Source organism: Aquimarina penaris (genome assembly GCF_040786285.1).
Taxonomy (GTDB): domain Bacteria; phylum Bacteroidota; class Bacteroidia; order Flavobacteriales; family Flavobacteriaceae; genus Aquimarina.
This window is the reverse complement of record NZ_JBFMKQ010000003.1, coordinates 514,954-534,664: the sequence shown is the minus strand read 5'-3', so window position 1 is coordinate 534,664 and position 19,711 is coordinate 514,954. Positions and strand designations below refer to the sequence as shown.

The following is a 19,711-nucleotide window of genomic DNA, read 5'->3' as shown; positions in this document are numbered from 1 at the left end:
ATCTTTTGAGCTCTAGGAAGGTTTTGAGGCTGAAAACTATATTATCCATCTACTATCCCACTTTCCTCAATATCTCCAAAGGCGGGCTTTGCAGTACACTTTTAATATTGCTTAATCCAATGACCAATACTAAAATCACAATACCAGGCAAAAAAAGTAAAAATGGAATACCTGAAGGCACAAAGGGTTCTTCGAACAGCAGTGTGGCCAACAATTGACTACTAATTAAGGATAATAAGATTCCGGTAAAGCTACCCAGTATTCCTAAAAACAAATATTCAAGTGCTGTGATGCGAAGAATCTGCTTGCTCTTAGCACCTAATGTTCGTAATAATACGCTCTCTTTAATACGTTGGTATTTACTGGTACGAACCGAACCTATTAATACAATAAGGCCAGTGAGAATACTAAAGAAGGCCATAAAATTAATGACCCAAGAGATTTTTTCTAAGATGTCTTCAATGACTGTATATATCTGCCTAAGGTCAAAGACTGTAATATTTGGGAATTTGCTTACCAGTTCTCTTTGCAAGATCGCTGAAGTTTCATTATCAGGCACATAGGTCGTTAGCACATGAAATTGTGGTGCTTGTTCTAATACACCTTTCGGAAAAACGATCATAAAATTTAACTGTAACCTTGCCCAGTCTATTTTTCTAATACTTCCTACGGTGGTTTCCATCAATACCCCTTGTACGTTAAAGACAATTGGATCTCCAACTCCTAGGTTGGCATCTTCAGCAAGACTTTCTGAGATGGAGATATGAACAGCTTCACCCGGTTTAACCTCCTTTAACCAACTTCCTTCTACAACAGTTTCTGAAGCGATAAGCGAATCACGAAAGGTAGTTCTAAATTCATGATTCAAAACCCATTCCGTAATTGTTGAGCTCGTGTCTTTTCGAATTTCGTTGGTCAATTTTCCTTTGATGCTTTGCATACGCATGGTAACGATCGATAAGTTATCGATGACTTCCAAACCTGTAGGTTTAATGCTGGCAACTACCTCTTCTCGCTGATCGGGCTGTACATCTACTAAGATAATATTGGCATTGTCAGGACTATTGTCTAGCGCAGTTTTTGCTAACAGTATGTCTTTTGTAAAATATAAGGTGCTGATCAAAAATGTACCCAGACCTATAGCTAAAATGAGTACCATGGTTTGATTATTGGGTCGAAAGAGATTTAATAGACTTGTTCGTGCGGTAAATCCCCAAGCTGTTGGAAAATAGCTCTTGATCGCCTTGATAAACAAAGCAGAGATACTGGCTAGGATAGCGAAAGTGACAAAAATACCTAGAACAAACGTCAAAGCAAATACTAAGTCTTTAAAGATCCAAACAGAGAATAAAAGGATAAAAAGCAAGATCGCTCCAAAAGTGAATCCTCGTACCCTTCTTGATCTTACCGGTTGCTCTTCAGACACCCGCAAAACTTCTAAGGGCGAAACATACCAGGTACCAAGCAAGGGCAACAACGCAAACAATACCGACATCAAAACACCTAACAATAGCCCCATAACAATGGGTTGTAGACTGATCGAAACTTGAACATCAAATGGTAAAAATTCTTCTAAAAGAAATGGAAGCGCCTGTTGGAGTCCTATCCCTAATACTGTACCAACTACCCCTCCAATAAGGCCCATTGCCGCAATTTGTATGAGGTAGATCAAAAAGGTCTGTTTCCTGCTCGCACCCAAACATTTTAAAACGGTAACATCGGTTAATTTCTCCTTGATATAGACATGAACCGAGCTAGCAATACCGATGCAACCCAGTAGTAAGGCTATAAATGCTGCCAAATTTAGGAATTTACCCATATTTCCATAACTACGTCCTATTTGTCTACTGGTACTGGTATGGGTATCGAGATCTGCATTTTCAGCATCTAAGATGGGATCTAAAGTCTCATCTAATTGGTCAAGATCCATATCTGGAGCTACAAAAAAGTATTGATATTCTTTTCTACTACCTAATTGCAGCAGTTCGGTCTGTTCGATAAATCGAAAAGGGATAAGTACGGTTGGAGCCACAGTTGTTGAGATCCCCGAACGACCAGGCATTGCATTAATAGCACCTGTAATGGGTAAGGTAATTACTCCTAACTTAATCGAATCACCTGGTTTGATATCATATTGTAGCATTAGAGTAGCATCTACTAATGCTCCTCCTTTTTGTTGATATTCAGCAGCTGCAGTAATGGGTTCGGTTTCCAAAGTTCCATAAAACGGGAAGGGACCTTCCATACCGCGTACTTGTACCAATTTGGCAGCCCCATTTTTTGGAAATGCGGCCATAGAAGGAAAATTGATTTCGTAAGCATCTACTCCCAAGGAGTCGATGATTGCCTGCACTTTTTCATTGGGGAGCTGCCTGCTATCAATAATAAAATCGGCACCGATTAAAACTTTGGATTGACGCTCGATATTCTGTTTTATATTTTCGCCGAATAATTGTATCGAAACCACAGCAGCAATACCAAGAATGATAGACGCCATGAATAGCAATAACCTTGAAATACTGGCCCTACCATCACGCCATGCCATCTTTAGTAGCCAGGAGACACCAGCTTTTGAATATGAATGCTTCTTCATCACTGTATTGGGGTTCTCTCGTTGGTCATAATTTTTCCACCCTTTAATCGAAGGATTTGTTGCGTTCTGTTTGCCAGATCTAGATCGTGAGAGATGATCACTAAAGTAGTTCCGGCTTCCGTATTCAATTCAAAAAGGAGCTGTATTACCTTTTCACCGGTCTCCTCATCTAAATTTCCGGTAGGCTCATCGGCAAATAATATAGAAGGTGAATTCGAAAAAGCTCTGGCCAGTGCCACACGTTGCTGCTCTCCACCAGACAATTGCGAGGGATAGTGATGAAACCGATCCGCTAGTCCAACCTTTTTCAGTAATTCCATCCCCTGTTTAGCAGCATTTTTAACTCCTTGTAACTCTAAGGGTACAATCACGTTCTCTAGTGCAGTCAATGTGGGTAACAATTGAAAATCCTGAAATATAAATCCCACCTCTTTATTTCTTAATTGCGCACGTTCATCTTCATCTAGTTCTTGCAGATTCTGACCACATAACTCAACAGTGCCTGAGTCTTGGTGGTCTAATCCAGCACAAAGTCCAAGTAAAGTGGTTTTACCACTCCCAGAAGGACCCACAATAGAAAATGTAGCTCCTTTTTCAACCTCAAACGAGATATCGTGTAAGACCTTAAGTTTTTTTGAACCACTGCTATAAGTTTTTTCCAGTTCATGAATCTTTAATATCTTTGGCATGTTGACTTTCAATTAATTCTACAGGAAATGCTAAACAGGAAAAATAAGCAAATGATTTCGAATTTAGATACTCGTTATAAGTCGATTTCCTTAAAGTTTTGTTATTTTTTATTTTTCGGTTTGCTGCTTTCTTGTGGAGAAAACACAACTAAAAAAGGAATAAATACACAAAAAGAATCTGTTGAAAATAGCAACACTGCAACTACAGACACCACCACTAAGACCATTCTTTGTTTTGGGGATAGTTTGACTGCTGGCTACGGACTAGATGACATCAATGATGCATATCCCGCTATACTTCAGTCTCGACTAGATTCTTTAGGCTTACAGTACACGGTTATCAATTCGGGACTAAGCGGAGAAACTACAGCAGGAGGAAAAAGCCGGATATCCTGGGTACTCAATCAGAAAGTTGATGTCTTTATATTAGAGTTAGGCGCCAATGATGGGTTACGTGGGGTTCCTTTAACCGAAACGCGAGAGAATCTTCAGGCTATTATCGATGCGGTACGAAAGAAAAACCCTGAAACCACGATCATATTGGCTGGTATGCAGTTACCTCCAAATATGGGACCCGAATACATTTCTGAGTTCAGAGCGATTTTTCCTGATCTGGCCCAGAAGAATAAGCTAGAACTAATCCCATTTCTCTTAAAAGATGTCGGCGGTATTGCAGAACTCAATCAGGCAGATGGCATCCACCCTACTGCCAAGGGACAAAAGATCCTTGCCAACAATGTATGGGCCGTTTTGGAAAAGGTTATAAAATAATAACCTGATCAAATCTTATCAATTGCTCGTTTTACCAGAGTGTTGTCTGTTGAAAGTTGTACAAAACTTTGTTTACATATCTTATTAATCCTATTTATTAAAAAAAACAGTATTGGTAGATACAATTGCTGGATTTGTCTAATTTAATTGGGGTTAAACGCTGTTTTGGGTAATTTTCGTTGGTATAAAATTAAACTTAAGAAAAGACATACAAATGAAAACGTTACTCATTATAATTATTATGACAACTTTGTTATTTAGCTTTAATAGTACTGCTCAAACAAAGTCAACTCCTTCTAAGACTGAAGAAAAAGAAAACAAAACAGATGCTTTTATTCAAGCAGTTGAATCTCAGTTAGACTCTTCTGTTATAGGAGTTTGGGATATGACGATGGATACACGTAGAGGGAAACGAAATGGCACGATTACCATTTTTGATGATAACGGTACTCTAAAAGGAAAAAATGATAGCGATGAGTTTGTAATCAATAACAGTAATGGTGAACTAAGCTGGAAAAGCGGCATCAAAACCCCTATGGGGAAAATGAAGGCAACGTATACAGCTTCTATCGATGGAAAAAGTATGTCTGGTTCTATGGAAATAACTTCAGGAATGGCAGCTGGGCGTAAAAAACCATTTACCGCTGTTAAAAAATAGAAGAGATTATATAATGTTTGTTGGAGCTAGTATATTTAATACTTTGGGATTTGTGATTGCTCTGCTTACAAGAACATTAAAATGATTTAAAAACTATTCAAAACCAATTTTTTTAAACGTACACTTATGGGGACTTTGTAGTTTCCAATACTAATTTGATTGTCTACAATTTTATCTACTTTATATTTAGATACTACATATGATTTATGTGTTTGAATAAAATGATCGGGTAATTGATCTTTAAAACTTTTTAAAGACATATGTGTAGTTATAGACTCTGTTGGGGTTACCACTTTTATATAGTTTTGCATGGCTTCTACAAATAAAATATCATTTATATTGATTTTTTTAAGCTGTTTTTCACTTTTTAAAAACAGTACTTCATTTTCCTTTTTATGGTCATAATAGTTGCTGACTTTATTTATTGCCTGCAAAAAACGCTCAAATGAAATTGGCTTTACCAAATAGTCTATTACGTTATACATAAAACTTTCTAAGGCATGCTCTTCGTATGCCGTGGTCATAATGATAGAAGGAGAGTTTTTTAAGTCTTTCAACCAATCCATACCTGATACTATGGGCATATTAATATCCAGAAAGATTAAATCGATTTGATTACTTTCTATATAATGATTTGCTTGCAATACATTTTTGCATAAGCCAATGACATTTAAAGATGAAATCTCTTTACAGTAGTCGGCTATGCCCTCTCTGGCAATAGGCTCATCATCGATAATTAAACAATTAAGCTGTTTCATTTTTTAGTGTTACAAACTAATAGACAGATTCACAATATGATTGGTCATTTCTTTATTAATTTTTAGTTGATGTGTATCTGGATATAATAGTGCTAATCGTTTTTGCACATTAGTTAATCCAATTCCACCTGCTGCTTTTTCATTAATTAACTGATCATAACTATTGGTAACATTAAGGGTAAGCTTCCCTCCTGTTTCTTCAATTGTTATTTCAATCGAATTCGCACTATTATCTTCATGATTACTACAATGTTTAAAAGCATTCTCTATAAAAGGAATCAACAACAAAGGTGCTATTTTCATTGTAGGATTCTCTGATTTGATATCGTAATCTAATTGAATATCTGAGCCTCTTCGAGTCTCTTCAATTTTGATATACTTTAATACGTAATCTAATTCTTTTTCTAATAAAATATGAGTGCTGCTTTCATATAACTGATACCGTAGTAGGCCAGAAAATTGAAGTAAAGTTTCTTTGGCCAGCGTATCATTTTTTCCAATTAAATGGTAGACACTATTGATACCATTAAATAAAAAATGAGGATTTAATTGTGCCTTTAGATATTTAAGTTCTGTTTTGTAGGTTTCTTCTAAAAGCTTTTGGTTTATTTTTTTAGTTTTTTTGTGTTCAAATTTAAGTATATAGTAAAAGCCAGCGATGCTATATATGATGTGAAATATAGAATTTGCATTAAAACTTCCTACTAATGGTTCATTTTTTATATCGTAAATACCATGAAGTATATAATCACAATAGGTTTCAATAAGAGAAATTGCAATGATTACAGCAATAGAAAGCACATAAAATTTCACCTTTCTATTACGGATATACATTTTTGGGAATAACCAAAAAACTTGTGTGTAAAATAAAACGGCATTAAAAAAAAGCCCATACGCATAGGCATGTGCCAAACTACCAGAAGCATATGTAAAACCATTCCAATTGAAATTTGATCCCATAGCAACAAACCAATAGTTTAATAACCAAAACAATATGTGTCCTGCAACAATTGGTAGTTTTGTTGGTCTATTCATTTTAAGTGTTTTAAACAAAGGAAAGCATAATTTATTTGTAGTAATAATATTTTCAACGGTCATCACCAATTATTCAACGTTTATCAAATTATTATTTTTTAAAACTTCTTTTACTGTTGTTTTGTTTCAAAATTTAAAAATGAGAACGTATATTCTGGTCACCTTATATTTATTTGTTACGTCTATTCATGCTCAGGATCAGACGGAGAGTGGCGCTTCTTTTTTAGACAAAACAGAATTTAAAATAGGCTATTCTGGTAATATAGTTTGGAATAATGGGTTAAGTTTTGGTGCAGAATACCTATGGAAAGAAAAGGTTAAAATTAAAGAAAAAAAACGCCGTCAAAAAACGATCACACACCAGTTTTTATTTGATGGAAATCTTGGTGTTACTACTAATTTTGCCACCAAAACAGATACCGGAATCTTCACCAATTATGGTCTTATGTGGAGAAGAACCAATACCAAGGGAAAACAATTTAGTATTGCATTAAATCCATTAGGATATTATCGTTCTTTTTTACCCGAAACGTACGAAGTAAATGGAGATGATGTAAGTAAGGTGTTTCTCCCAGGAAGAGGTTATTATGCGCCTTCACTTTCTATTGGTTTTGGTAAACAACGAAAAGATAAAAAACTAACAGGTAGGTACTTCAATATAAACTTAATGCTTAGAACTCCATATAATGCGGGTACTTCTCCTTCTATTTCTTTACAATACGGGTATCGGTTTAATTTTAAAAAGAAAAAGTGATGCAAAATCTAATATTCAATACATTGAGAACGGCAATTATACTACTAACTGTTTTAAATATATTTTCTTGTTCAAATGATGATGATTTGGGCAATCTAGACGACACGATTTTTGTACGTCATAAGAATGCCGATATGCCTGCCTATATTCATGGAAATGGTGCTGAAAAAGTATTTCTGATTATATTACACGGAGGCCCGGGAGATACAGGATTAAGTTATCGTTTGGCCCCTTTTAAAAATAAAATAGAAAAAGAATATGCTGTTGTTTATTTTGATCAGCGAGGTTCTGGAATGTCCCAGGGGAGTTATTCTGAAAATGGAATAAGCGTAGACATTATGGCTGAAGATATTTTGGCATTAGTAAAAGTAATGAGACGCAAATATGGAAACGACTCTCGCTTTTTCTTACTGGGTCATAGTTGGGGAGGTACATTAGGTACAGCTACAGTATTAAAAGATCAACATGAATTTTTAGGATGGATTTCGGTTGATGGTATTCATAATCCTAAAGGAATGTATCAAGAATATATAGCAAACTTTGAGCGAGTGGCTACTGAGCAAATTGGAGTAGGAAATAACATTAGTTTTTGGGAAAGTACTATTAACTTAGTAAATAATGTGACTCCTGAATATAGCCAAAATCATTTTTTTGAGATGAATAATAAAGCATTTCAGGCAGAAAGAAGACTTGTTGGCGATAATGTAATTAATAGACAAGAAAATGATAGCGATATATTTTTTAATTATAACTTGCTTACTACTTTTTGGAATAGAAGAAATATCATATCTATATTAACAAACCAAGGTCTTTGGGAACAAGTATCCTATACAAACCAACTTTCAGAAATTGAAATACCATCATTAATACTCTCGGGCAAATATGATATGGTAGTACCCGCAACATTTGCACAAGAGGCTTATGACAACTTAGGTTCTAACATAAAAGAACTAGTGATTTTTGAGCGTTCGGGACATGCACCTATGCTTAGTGAATCAGATCAATTTGCAGAAGAACTCATTAAGTTTATGGATCAAAATAAGTAGAGTGATCATATTTACCTTTCAAGACACATCACACTTCTATAGTACAAATTTTAAAACCTTTTTATATACTATTATTTTTCCTGTAAGAAGAAGGTGTTGTCCCTTCAAATTTTTTAAAAGCACTATTAAACGATGATAAGCTACTGAAACCTGCATCAAAAGCAATAGATGATATTGTATAGTTTTTACTATCTTCATCTGAAAGCATTTTTTTTGCCTTTTCAATTCTATACTGATTTATGAAATCATTAAAATTTTGATTAGCATATTGGTTTATGATTTCTGATGTTCTTTGTGAGCTCAATCCTATTAACTTTCCTAAACTTGAAAGCGATATATTCGATTCAAGATATAATTTGTTATTCACGATTAGTATAGATAATTGGTTGAATAATTGAATATCATCATTCTTTTTAAAAGCATCGCCATTAATATCTGTTATTTTAAGCTGAAATGCCTTTATGCTTAAAAAATATACTATTATAGAGTACATTATTGGTCCAACGATATATGGTACCGAATCCTCTATAATATTTAAGAAAAAAGAAATCCAAATTATAATAAAACCAAAGATTAGTAGCTTTAACCAAGTGAGTATAGATTTTTGAGTTTTGGTCTGTTGTAGGATTGGATGATTCTTGTTCGTGTTTACATATATTCTACTGGTCTTAAAAATATAAAAAGCGAAATGTAAATAGATAAAAATAAGAGCACTTCCAAAAACAATAACGACCTCTTTATTACTAGTCTCAAACCAATTTTTGTTAACAAAGAAGCTAGCTAAAAACACTAAAAAGAAGGGTATTAGCTCTATAAAATAATAGGATGGTAATTTAAAATTAACTTGCGTCATTCCTTTGACATACCATCTTAATAAAGGGCCTATTAATAACAGAAAGGCCAAACCAGCAAAAATAAATATGGGTTCTAAATTGTGACCAAAATTGAGCATGACAGATTTACCAATCCTAAACGCCATGAAGACGAGAATTAAAGCCAATAAATAATTGGTTATTGATTTTTTCTTTTTAAAAAAGCATAAGTACGTCGCAAATGCAATTCCATGTAAAAGCCCTGCACTACTAATAATTACCAGAAATATATCTAAAAAATTCAACAATCTATTTTCCTCAAATTTAGTTATTTTTTAAGTTTTTTAGATTCACATTTTTTGGCAAAAGAAACTAATCCTATTAAATCTGAAAAGCTACCCATTTTACCTTTCATAACCCCTATTATAGCATGTTGTGCTATTAATACTCTATTTACGGGCTTCTTTTCGTCTATTAACATGTCTTCGAGCATTTGTTTTGCTTTTTGTTTTCCAGAGGTTTTATATGTTGTTAGAATATGTACTGCATTTTCTTCATCAGTCTTTTCTCTATATTTTGGAGTATGCCCTAATTGCATAATCATACTTTCGGCTACATGCCAAGTAGACCAAGGGTTTTGCCCTGTTATTAGGTTTTTATCATGGCTTACTTTTTCTAAATACATGGCGCCTTCATTAAAATTAGCACCTTGTGCAATCATCTTATCTTGTAATAGAAATGGAAATATTGATTGGGCGTCAGAAATTAAGAGCAATTCTTCTTTATTTGTAAATCCGCTTACTTTTTTGTTTTCTAAAAGCGGACGACCATCATCTAAAGTAACATTAACCAAGGCCGATGGTCCATGACAAACTGCTCCAACTACTTTATTAGATTGATAGTAATTTTTTACAATAGATTGAATTGTTTTATTATCCGGAAAATCGAACATAGCGCCTTTTCCTCCAGCAAAAAATATAGCTTGGTAATCTTCTGCTACAATTTCTTCTACCGGAATTGTATGACTTGTTTTGTACTGTGCGATCGAATCGTTTAAAAAAGCATAATCAAAAGCACCCATATCTTCATCATCAATAACTACGGGAGGCTTCCCTCCTTTTGGACTTGCAATATCTACTTCAAAACCATTAGCCTTAAACACATAATACGCACGTGCTAATTCTGTTAATTCGTAGCCAGTGACTTTACCACTAATTCCCATCGTATCTGTACTTGTTACAACGGCTAGTATTTTACCTCTTAATGGTATTGGGTTTTCTGATAAATATGGAAGTTCATTAGTTAAAGTAGATGCTATTTCACTGTCTCTAGGAGGTATTAAAGTTCTAAACCAAAGCCCAAAGGATACTACTATAACAACTAAACTGAATATAAAAATGAATATCCCTTTAAGTATTCGATATTTTTTAAACATAGTATATTATTTATAATTTTCGGTGAAATAAGACCAAAATGCTTATAAATACTGTCGGAATGATAATTTCGTCAGAGTAAAAGATGATTCTGAAACTGAGAAATCTAATTTAATGAATCATTTGAAACATTAAAACCTTATATACCGTAACCCTATTATCGTGTCGTAGAACAGGTTTTGTGAGCTCTAGAGGGCTTTTATACCTTAAAATATAGTATTCGACCACCTAATTTAGCAGTTCTTCTAATTCCTCTATGAAGTAATCATTACACCTCGTGTTTTTAACCAATGAAAATACTATAAAATAAAAGATGCTTCAATTATAAAACTGAAGCATCTTTTGGTGCATAATTAATTGTTATTGAATAATTATTTTTTGCACAACATTTTCTTCACCTTCGGATTGGATTTTCACAATATAAATCCCAGAACTAAGCCCTAAGCTGTTGGCAGAGAAATTATTTACACCAGGATCTAATCTAGTTTCATATTTTTTCTGTCCTAATGTAGTATATATAGTAACTAGTATCTCTGTGGTGTTTTTCGAGCTTACATCAAGAGAGAATTGATCACTTGTTGGGTTAGGTAACATTTTAATAGCACCTATACCTTCATTTTCGTCACCAAAAATTGGAATCGAACCCGTAAAATCAGCCGATCTTTCTGCGACTAGCGATCCTCCACAAGATCCTTCATAAATCTTTACATTAGAGAATGTAGAATTATTTCCTGAACCACTATCATTATCATTTATAAATACTAACCTATCCATTACTCCTGTGTAGAAATTACCAACAGGAATTACATAGGTAGTCGTACCAGAAGAATAGTTGTCAAAGTTAGTTACCCCATAATTTTGAGTACCATGTACTTTAAAATAACGTGATGATGTTAGTGTATTATTATTTTCAAACCCTACCGCATGAATCTCTCCTTGAGATGAACTACTAAAATCAAACTCGATAACCGTATTAGCCGTTACCGTATAGTCAAGACCAATATATTTCCATGTATTATTGGATAGCGCTAAAGCATCTCCGCCACTCTCTATTGTGAAATTCCCGGCACTATCTTGATTAGAAAAAGAAGTAATTGCAAAATCATTAAAATTAATACTATCACATGTTGGGCCTGGATCTACAGAACCGTTCTGGATTGCTACAGCATCGATAGCAATATCACTTTGCCATCCACTATTACCAGAACCAGTAACTACATTAAATCGTAGTTGAACACTCGCTTCTCCTGCATATGCAACCAGATCTATATTCGCTGCGTTCCAGGTATTACCCTGATTACCATTTCTACTAAATACACTAACCCAATCTCCTTCGTTATTAGTTCTTGCCTCAACCGTTAAACTATTAATAGCACTACCAAACATATGATACTGGAAGTTAAGTCTCGGCGAGTCTATTCCTGTAAAATCTAAACATGGAGAATTAAGTATTGCTCTTTTATTAGGGTAACCAGTACCATTACCAGAAGCCTCTACATAAAGGTAAAAACTACCATCAGCTCCATTAGATGGTCCTGTATTATTAGAAGGCGTACCTCCAGAATCTCTGGTCCAGTTTAGATCATCAGTACTTGATTGCGACCATTGTCCTAAATTACTTTCGAAACTTTCGTTGTAAGGGAAAGAAGACACATCTCCTGAGCAAGTTTCTCCTGTAGGAGGTGGTGTAGTTGGATCTATTTCTCCATCGATATCAAATCGGGAAAAGAACTTCCATATTTCTTGAGAAGTGTTTACATTTCCACCATTCCAGCTATGTCCTTTTCCTTGAACTCTAATAAATTCTGCTGTCGTACCATTATCGCCATTATCCCAAATAGACCGTGTAGATCCGCCTCCTAGTTGAATAACGTCTGGTGTAGGGTCTCCGTTATTAACACCTGACCAATATTCCATCACTTCTTGAATTGAATTATTAGACCCATTACCATTAATAGAAATAGTACCATCATTAGTACCTGTTATTTGTAATACAGCAGTTGGGTGTTGTGGTTGACATTGGTTGTTATTTATCCATATTCTTGTCATACTTCCAGCTACAGAAGCCACAGCTGCAATTCTTGGACTTAATTCGCAGGCAAGCCTGTAGCTAAAAAAGCCACCGTTTGAAAATCCTGTCGCGTAAATACGTTTTTCATTAATATTAAAATCCTCTTGAATTTTATTAATTAATGCATCCGAAAATCCTAAATCATCTTCATTACCACCAAAACCATTATTTATTGCCCACCCCGAGAAAAAACCACCTAGTCCTTGAGGCGTGACAAATATAAATTGATTGTCCTCGGCTAGTTGTCTAAAGTCACTTTGGTTATATTGTATATCAATAGTGTTTGTAAAACCATGGAAATTTAAAATCAGCGGAGCCGGTTTACTAGCATCGTAACTTGCAGGAACATATAGACGATACTGTCTTGTTTTTCCATCATTTTGTAATGTTGCATTAATAACTTGCTGTGCATGCATTGCGACAGTAGTTATACATGTAATGGCCAAAAGCCACAAAGATTTTTGTGTAAACGTTAGTTGAGTTTTCATTTTAAAGTATTAAGAGTTTGTGTTAAATAGTTTATCTAAAATACTATTCATGCATAATAGATATGTTAGTATTTTAACAAAAAAAGTATTAATACCTAATTTATCGTATAAATTTAACTGATTTACTGAATAAGTGTTAATTTTAAACACAATTTATTATGATATTTACATAAAAGAACTTTTGCAATGACTTTAAAAGTTATATAATCATAATTCCATTCCATACACATTAGTTATATGATATTTTGGAAATCATGCGCCTTATAAGAACGGTTTCCCAACTGCTCTCCTATACTTTCGATAAGCTTAGCATATACGTCGGTTGCTTGGATGTCAATAAATAGTTACTAGTATTCTAATCACAAAATGACTTAAAAAACTATATTCGCGCCATGTGGATGTATTTGGGCCTATTGGCAGCACTTTTTTTAGGGTTACACAATTTATGTAAAAAGCATGCAGTACAAGGAAATGAAGTTTTTCCGGTACTTTTGGGTACTGTTTCTAGTGGATTTTTATTTGTCGCTACATTTTATCTGTTCTCTATTTTTTATCCTGACTATGCATTAGAAAATGGCTATAATTTTCAGGATATTTCTGGGCAAACACATGGCTTTATTTTTATAAAGTCTGCTATTATGGCTAGTTCTTGGGTTTTGGCCTATCAAGCTTTAAAGCATTTACCTATTACTATTGTAACTCCAATACGTTCTGCTGGACCATTTTTCACCTTTATTGGTGCCATTATGATTTATAAAGAAAGCCCTAATTTATATCAATGGATGGGGTTTTTCTTGATTATTTTTTCGGTGATTTTATACTCTAGGATTGGAAAAAAAGAAGGGCTTAATTTTAAACGTAATAAATGGATATTTGCCATTATTGGCGCTACATTTTTAGGAGCTAGTAGTGGTTTGTATGATAAGTTTTTAATTCAGAATTTAAGTTTAAATCCACAAACCTTACAATTTTGGTTTTGTATATATACCATTCTAATTTTACTGGTTATTTTAACCATTACATGGTTTCCGTATGCCGAAAAACGAAAAGTATTTAAATTCCGATGGTCTATTATTGCTGTTGGTGTTTTATTACAAGCTGCAGATTATTTTTATTTTAAAGCCTTGCAAGATCCTGATGCGCTAATCATGCTACTATCTGCTATAAAACGAAGTCAAATACTAATTGCTGTTGTAGTTGGTGGTCTTATCTTTAAAGAGAAAAATAAGCGAAAGAAATTAGTACCATTATTCGGTATTATGATGGGGGTATTTTTGATTTTATATTCATAAACTAGCAAGAATATCAACCTTCTACTTTTTCCAGGTGATCTTTAGATTCAAAAGATATAATAAATTTGGTTCCGATACCTAATTGGCTTTCACAATGAATTTCACCATTCATGGCTTCGATATATTTTTTTACGATCGATAATCCTAATCCAATAGACGCTTCACCTTCAGTAGGCTGTGCACTGAGTCTTTGAAACCTGCCAAATAGTTTCTTTTGATCCTGTTCGCTAATACCAGGTCCTTGATCTTCGACCATAACATAGGTTTTTCTGTCATGAGATTTTACATGCAATACTACTTTACTTCCTCTTTCAGAAAATTTGATGGCATTAGAAACTAAATTTTCTAACACTTGGATCATATAATTTTTATCTACCTCTATAAAATGATTCCCCGATTCAGATGTAGTAATCATTTCAATCTCTTTATCCTCAGCGGTAAGACGAAAACACCGTACTACATAGTTAACCAATTCTACCAAATCAATAACCTGATTCTTTAATTTAATCCGATTTGTCTCTAAAGCGTGTATATTTAAAATACGGCCAATCATCTGTGAGAGGCGATCTACCGAGTTGTCAATTTCAGTTAAGTAAGATTTCTGATCTTTTGTCAAATGTAAAGAGGTAACATCAATTAATTGTATTAATAATCTTACATGGCTCAAAGGAGTTCTAAGATCATGGGCAACTACATTGACCAGCATATCCTTTTCCTTATTCAGGTTGACTAGCTCTTCGTTTCGAATAGCGACTTCTGCAGTTCGTTCCGTTACCTTCTTTTCTAGTATTACATTTTGCTCCTGAACCAATCTTTCATTTTCTTTGGCCGCTAGCAGCGCTTCTAATTGTGCATCCTCTTTTTGCTTTTTGTACATATTAATTCTATCACCCAGCGCAAATGAAAGCAGTAAGACTTCTAGGGCAGAACCAATCTGCATCGCGTTTAAATACGTCATTACAAAAGTGATATTCAATGATTCAAGGATAGCAAAGAAAATACCTATAATAAGAGCACCCCAAGCCAATAAGTAATATTTAGCAGGGCGATATCCTTTTAATTTAAATCGAATACCTAAGATAAGAAAGAATATTGCCATAATGAGAAGACCACCCTGGGCTAACATCAGACCTTCTATTTTAAATCCCACTAAGACAAGTGCACATACTAAAATTCCTATAACAAGAAATACCATAGATGGTTTATGCATCCTAGAACCTAATTCTTTGGTATTTAAAAACTTTTGGGTGAATAAAGTCGCAGTAATCATGGTTAATCCTGAACTGACGACTACTATTTGATTAATAATAGGGGTATTGGGCCAAAAGTATTCAAAGAAATAACCAAATACTGACGCCATAAACCATGTAATACTGAATACATAGGCTATATAGTAGAGATAAATTCTTTCTCTTGTTGAAAAATACAAAAAGAGATTATAAAGGAAAATCATCAGCATAAACCCAAAATAGATCCCTTGTAGAAAGTCTAAATCATGTTCATAGCTTAAAAAATTGGGTAATGTACCTACTCGAAGGAGGAAAAACAAAGGTTGATCACTCTTTACCCTAAGATAAAAAGTTCGTGCGCTATTTACATCAAAATCAAGGGCAAATAGATAATTTCCCACTTCAATTTCCCTGGTATTAAAAGGTAAATCATCGCCTGTATGTCTGGTAGAAATTAATTGGTTCGCCTCATCAAATTCATAGAGCGATATAGAATCAATATATGCCGAACCGACATTCAGATAAAAATTACCCGGTTTTGCCTTGGTCACTTTAAATTTTAACCAATAAGCAGAAGCCGTACTAGAAAAATTTATGGTTTCCTGAGAATATTCTTTAAAATTAGTCTCCAGATCACCATTTATAATTTCTTCAATAGATAATCCAAGAGAAGCATCCTCCAGATAATAAGTTTGCTTTCCGATATCTAGCAATTCTGTCGAATCATGTAGAAGAATAGTTGTTTGGCTAAATGAACTAAGAGAAGACAATAATATAATCGATAAGAACCCTAAATAGTATTTGAAATAAGTTGTCATTCTTAATGCTTAATATGGGGGGATTTTATAAAAATTACTTCTTGAATTTACTAAAAATATTTATGGTATTTAACAATTTAACTTGTAAGTTTATAAACCTTTTCACGAATATATGAACAAACTCGAAATACTTCAGGAAAAAGCCAAAGGAATTGTACTTGGCGTATCCAATAATCCACAAGGACGCTATCAATTGCGTTACGAATTCTACCAAAAATACGGAGATCCTATAATTAAAGGAAACGAAGGGCTTGGAAATTCTGAATTAGCATTTATTGAATGGGAAATAAAGAGAGGCACGCTCAATCCCCTAAATGATCCACATCCAGGCAGCCCATGGTGGAGAGAAGTCAATAGTCATTTTTTGTATGTAGCCACACTTGCACAATTAATCGAAGAATCTGGTGAGACGTTTCAGGGTTTACCAGTGCCAGTTAATTTTTGGCTTGATTATATCAATACACCCAATGAATGTTCTTGGTATCGTGCCCATAACTCAAGCATAATTTCTGGGTACCAAGTAGCCGATTCATTAGCTTTCAACGAAAATATTTACGAGCAATATTTTATGAATATCGTGCTCTATCGCTTACTTTATGCCCAGTCAATGGTTGAAGGTGTAAGTTTTGGGATTTTAGGTAAAATATTTGCAAATCCCAGAGGATCAGCGGTTTCTATAATAACTGATATCGAAGCCTTTTATCCAAGTCATTACCCATTATCAAAAAAAGATATTAAGTACGTTACCCATCATGCCCATAATTTGATCGGGTTGATTGAAGACATTTTTGATAAGGTTTTTATCTTGCCACATTTGGATGAGTTATATACCGAAGCCGCCAAATGGAACAACTCCCCAATAGTGATGAAGTTCGTTAAGAACAACAAACCTATCTACCCTATTACCGAAAGTGAACTGAGTTCAGCACACTTCAATAATAAATTAACAAGTAAAAAAATTCCTATCTCTTAAAACCAACAAACCAATGCAAAACAAAGAACAGAACAAAAAGAAAATAGCCATACTAGGCAGTGGTATGTCATCGCTTACAGCAGCTTATGAGCTTAGCTCTTACGAAAACTGGCAAGATCATTATGATATCACAATATATCAAATGGGCTGGAGACTAGGAGGCAAAACAGCTACTGGTAGAGGTCCAAACGAAAGGATTCAGGAACATGGTATTCATATCGCTCAAGGATGGTATGAAAATGCTTTTAGACTGATACAAGATTCTTATAAAGAATGTGAACAACATAATCTAATGCCTGATAGTCCCTTTAAATCCTGGGAAGATGGCTTTGATCGAGAAGACACCACATTACTTACCCACTTTGATCCTAAGACGAATCAATGGATTAAAAAGAATATTATTTTTCCATCTAATGAGTATATACCTGGTCAAGGTGGACCGTTACCTTTTTCAGCCATTATTCATAAAGCAGTAGGTCTAATCGCTGAAATTTTATTTGGTACAGATCCTAACAAGGATAGTCTAGTAAATATGGCTTCTGATTCTGCTAAAAAGATTCAACCTCCAGAACATCATTCACTTTGGGCAGATTTTAAGGCTAAATTTGAAGAGTTTGGAAAGAATGCCTTTAGACATGAGGGTGAAAAGTTGTTAAATTATGTGGCTGAATTAATTCAGAACATGAGCAATATGGATGATGAAAACCATGCTCATCGCAAAAATCATCACTCTATAATCAAGGGGTTACTCGACCATCTTTCTAAATGGGTGACTAAGCTTATTGATTCGATTGCAGAACACAATGAGTATTTCTATTGGTTAGCCGTATTTGTAGAGTTTGGACTTGTTAATATGAAGGGAACATTTGGAGATGTATATAACCCCGAAACCCATGAGCTGGACTATGAACGTATCAATGATCTGGATTATCGAGAGTGGCTCAAAAACCATGGAGCAAGTGAACGATTGTTGAGTTCTGCTATGGTAAGATTTCTCTATACAGGAACATTTCATAATCTCACAGGATCTGATGGACAAGGTTATTTGGCTGCAGGTGTTGGGCTTCATTTTCTAACCAATTCGGCAGGTTATAAAGGATCTTTCGTATGGAAATTCAAAGCGGGAACTGCAGATACGATGATCACTCCTATTTATTTGGTACTTAAAAACAGAGGTGTAAAATTCAAGTTCTTCCATAAAGTTGAACGGGTGCATTACTCTGATTCTGGAGAAATAGAAAAGGTATCTATGGCCGAACAGGTCACCTTAAAAAATGGAGCTTACACCCCTACCTATAAGTTCAAAGGTCTAGATGTATGGCCAGGAGAACCGCTTTATGACCAAATAGATGATCAACAAGCCAAAGCACTTAAGGAAGGTAATTATGATCTTGAAGAAGCTTGGTGTGGTTGGGAGAATGTTGGTAAGGTATCTTTAGAAAAAGGTAAAGATTTTGATTATGTGATTTTAGGCATACCGATTGATGTTTTGGGTGGTGATGAAGGTATCTGTAAAGAGATTATCGATAAGAAGGAAACTTGGAAAAACATGTATAACCATGTTAAAAGTATTCCTACCATGTCTATGCAATTATGGATTAAACCTACATTAAAAGAGTTAGGTATGAATTTACCAGATTGGGGTTTTCCAGAGGGGTCATTACCTAACCTGGTTACGTATGCTAATCCTCAATATTCATTTATAGATATGTCGCAGGTATTACCCTTTGAAGATTGGAATGAGAATGAACCTGGCGTATTAATATACTATACAGGATCATTTCTGGATCCCGAAGTCATACCTCCATACTCAGATCATACCTATCCTCATGAGCAATTAGAACGTATCATGCGTGTTTCAGAACAATGGTTGAAGGATAAAATGGGCTGGTTTTTTCCGAATGCTACTACCCTGGAATATCCCGAAGGAATGAAGTTGGATGTAATTCACGATTTCTCAAAAACAGCCAAAACGGAGTATGCCAGGTTAAAAACACAATTTTTCAGAGCTAATGTAAACCCAACCGATAGATACACCCTATCACTTCCTGGTTCTAACAAATACCGCCTTAAAGCCAATGAATCTGGCTTTGATAACCTTATCCTCACTGGGGATTGGATCGATTTTGGTGTCAATGTAGGGTATTACGAGGGAGCTATTATTGCAGGTCTTCAAGCAGGTCAGGTAATGAGGGGTAAACTTGGATTGCCCAGTGAAACAGAGATTTTTAGCGGAGTAAAATTGAAATAGTAAGATGTAATACTGTTACAATAAAAAAATGAGTCGATAA

At 34.6% G+C, this 19,711-nt stretch carries 15 protein-coding genes; 7 read left to right on the top strand and 8 right to left on the bottom strand.

All coding sequences use genetic code 11. From position 1 onward, the window contains the following. Positions 1–52: 52 nt before the first annotated feature. Both ABW637_RS16140 and ABW637_RS16135 read right to left on the bottom strand, forming a co-directional pair. Positions 53–2,545: an ABC transporter permease gene (locus tag ABW637_RS16140; protein ID WP_367585903.1), complete on the bottom strand. Its 2,493-nt coding sequence runs from the start codon at positions 2,543–2,545 to the stop codon at positions 53–55. A gap of 47 nt (positions 2,546–2,592) precedes the next feature. Continuing rightward, positions 2,593–3,282, bottom strand: a complete 690-nt coding sequence (locus ABW637_RS16135; RefSeq protein WP_367585753.1) for an ABC transporter ATP-binding protein — start codon at positions 3,280–3,282, stop codon at positions 2,593–2,595. A 51-nt stretch (positions 3,283–3,333) separates the two neighbouring features. On the opposite strand from ABW637_RS16135, the gene ABW637_RS16130 reads away from it, so the two are divergent. Then, on the top strand, positions 3,334–4,053 hold the full coding sequence (locus tag ABW637_RS16130) for an arylesterase (RefSeq protein ID WP_367585752.1): 720 nt from the start codon (positions 3,334–3,336) through the stop codon (positions 4,051–4,053). Between the two features lie 214 nt (positions 4,054–4,267). Continuing rightward, positions 4,268–4,711 (top strand): hypothetical protein, encoded by a 444-nt coding sequence (locus ABW637_RS16125; RefSeq protein ID WP_367585751.1) that lies wholly within the window; start codon positions 4,268–4,270, stop codon positions 4,709–4,711. 86 nt (positions 4,712–4,797) lie between these two features. Here the strand turns inward: ABW637_RS16125 and ABW637_RS16120 are convergent, their stop codons facing one another. Both ABW637_RS16120 and ABW637_RS16115 read right to left on the bottom strand, forming a co-directional pair. Further along, a complete protein-coding gene (locus tag ABW637_RS16120; protein WP_367585750.1) occupies positions 4,798–5,469 on the bottom strand; it encodes a LytR/AlgR family response regulator transcription factor in 672 nt (223 codons plus the stop codon). 9 nt (positions 5,470–5,478) lie between these two features. Then, positions 5,479–6,504 carry a sensor histidine kinase gene (locus tag ABW637_RS16115; protein WP_367585749.1) on the bottom strand — a complete coding sequence of 342 codons (1,026 nt, stop codon included), beginning with the start codon at positions 6,502–6,504 and terminating at the stop codon, positions 5,479–5,481. A gap of 139 nt (positions 6,505–6,643) precedes the next feature. Between ABW637_RS16115 and ABW637_RS16110 the strand changes: the two genes are divergently transcribed. Then, positions 6,644–7,258: a hypothetical protein gene (locus ABW637_RS16110; RefSeq protein ID WP_367585748.1), complete on the top strand. Its 615-nt coding sequence runs from the start codon at positions 6,644–6,646 to the stop codon at positions 7,256–7,258. Further along, positions 7,258–8,304, top strand: a complete 1,047-nt coding sequence (locus ABW637_RS16105; RefSeq protein WP_367585747.1) for an alpha/beta fold hydrolase — start codon at positions 7,258–7,260, stop codon at positions 8,302–8,304. Before ABW637_RS16110 ends, ABW637_RS16105 begins: the two co-directional genes overlap by 1 nt. Before the next feature lie 61 nt (positions 8,305–8,365). On the opposite strand, the gene ABW637_RS16100 is transcribed toward ABW637_RS16105, so the two are convergent. The 3 genes from ABW637_RS16100 to ABW637_RS16090 all read right to left on the bottom strand — a co-directional run bounded on the left by ABW637_RS16100 (position 8,366) and on the right by ABW637_RS16090 (position 13,108). Further along, positions 8,366–9,283, bottom strand: coding sequence for a helix-turn-helix domain-containing protein (locus ABW637_RS16100; protein ID WP_367585746.1), 918 nt, complete (start codon positions 9,281–9,283; stop codon positions 8,366–8,368). A gap of 161 nt (positions 9,284–9,444) precedes the next feature. Further along, complete coding sequence (locus ABW637_RS16095; protein WP_367585745.1) at positions 9,445–10,551, bottom strand: type 1 glutamine amidotransferase domain-containing protein; 1,107 nt, start codon at positions 10,549–10,551, stop codon at positions 9,445–9,447. Between the two features lie 358 nt (positions 10,552–10,909). Continuing rightward, positions 10,910–13,108, bottom strand: a complete 2,199-nt coding sequence (locus tag ABW637_RS16090; protein WP_367585744.1) for a T9SS type A sorting domain-containing protein — start codon at positions 13,106–13,108, stop codon at positions 10,910–10,912. Positions 13,109–13,500: 392 nt separating this feature from the next. Here ABW637_RS16090 and ABW637_RS16085 point away from each other — a divergent pair, with 392 nt between their 5' ends. Beyond that, on the top strand, positions 13,501–14,400 hold the full coding sequence (locus tag ABW637_RS16085) for an EamA family transporter (protein ID WP_367585743.1): 900 nt from the start codon (positions 13,501–13,503) through the stop codon (positions 14,398–14,400). Between the two features lie 13 nt (positions 14,401–14,413). On the opposite strand, the gene ABW637_RS16080 is transcribed toward ABW637_RS16085, so the two are convergent. Next, complete coding sequence (locus ABW637_RS16080; RefSeq protein ID WP_367585742.1) at positions 14,414–16,447, bottom strand: sensor histidine kinase; 2,034 nt, start codon at positions 16,445–16,447, stop codon at positions 14,414–14,416. Positions 16,448–16,559: 112 nt separating this feature from the next. On the opposite strand from ABW637_RS16080, the gene ABW637_RS16075 reads away from it, so the two are divergent. Both ABW637_RS16075 and ABW637_RS16070 read left to right on the top strand, forming a co-directional pair. Beyond that, positions 16,560–17,420 (top strand): hypothetical protein, encoded by an 861-nt coding sequence (locus tag ABW637_RS16075; RefSeq protein WP_367585741.1) that lies wholly within the window; start codon positions 16,560–16,562, stop codon positions 17,418–17,420. A 13-nt stretch (positions 17,421–17,433) separates the two neighbouring features. After that, entirely contained in the window at positions 17,434–19,671 is a 2,238-nt protein-coding gene (locus tag ABW637_RS16070; protein ID WP_367585740.1) for an NAD(P)-binding protein, read from the top strand. Positions 19,672–19,711: the final 40 nt, after the last annotated feature.

Excerpts from the sequence above, each read along its gene's own strand:
- ABW637_RS16140 (WP_367585903.1), bottom strand. The coding sequence starts at position 2,545 with ATGGCATGGCGTGATGGTAGGGCCAGTATTTCAAGGTTATTGCTATTC.
- ABW637_RS16135 (WP_367585753.1), bottom strand. The coding sequence starts at position 3,282 with ATGCCAAAGATATTAAAGATTCATGAACTGGAAAAAACTTATAGCAGT.
- ABW637_RS16130 (WP_367585752.1), top strand. The coding sequence starts at position 3,334 with ATGATTTCGAATTTAGATACTCGTTATAAGTCGATTTCCTTAAAGTTT.
- ABW637_RS16125 (WP_367585751.1), top strand. The coding sequence starts at position 4,268 with ATGAAAACGTTACTCATTATAATTATTATGACAACTTTGTTATTTAGC.
- ABW637_RS16120 (WP_367585750.1), bottom strand. The coding sequence starts at position 5,469 with ATGAAACAGCTTAATTGTTTAATTATCGATGATGAGCCTATTGCCAGA.
- ABW637_RS16115 (WP_367585749.1), bottom strand. The coding sequence starts at position 6,504 with ATGAATAGACCAACAAAACTACCAATTGTTGCAGGACACATATTGTTT.
- ABW637_RS16110 (WP_367585748.1), top strand. The coding sequence starts at position 6,644 with ATGAGAACGTATATTCTGGTCACCTTATATTTATTTGTTACGTCTATT.
- ABW637_RS16105 (WP_367585747.1), top strand. The coding sequence starts at position 7,258 with ATGCAAAATCTAATATTCAATACATTGAGAACGGCAATTATACTACTA.
- ABW637_RS16100 (WP_367585746.1), bottom strand. The coding sequence starts at position 9,283 with ATGGCGTTTAGGATTGGTAAATCTGTCATGCTCAATTTTGGTCACAAT.
- ABW637_RS16095 (WP_367585745.1), bottom strand. The coding sequence starts at position 10,551 with ATGTTTAAAAAATATCGAATACTTAAAGGGATATTCATTTTTATATTC.
- ABW637_RS16090 (WP_367585744.1), bottom strand. The coding sequence starts at position 13,108 with ATGAAAACTCAACTAACGTTTACACAAAAATCTTTGTGGCTTTTGGCC.
- ABW637_RS16085 (WP_367585743.1), top strand. The coding sequence starts at position 13,501 with ATGTGGATGTATTTGGGCCTATTGGCAGCACTTTTTTTAGGGTTACAC.
- ABW637_RS16080 (WP_367585742.1), bottom strand. The coding sequence starts at position 16,447 with ATGACAACTTATTTCAAATACTATTTAGGGTTCTTATCGATTATATTA.
- ABW637_RS16075 (WP_367585741.1), top strand. The coding sequence starts at position 16,560 with ATGAACAAACTCGAAATACTTCAGGAAAAAGCCAAAGGAATTGTACTT.
- ABW637_RS16070 (WP_367585740.1), top strand. The coding sequence starts at position 17,434 with ATGCAAAACAAAGAACAGAACAAAAAGAAAATAGCCATACTAGGCAGT.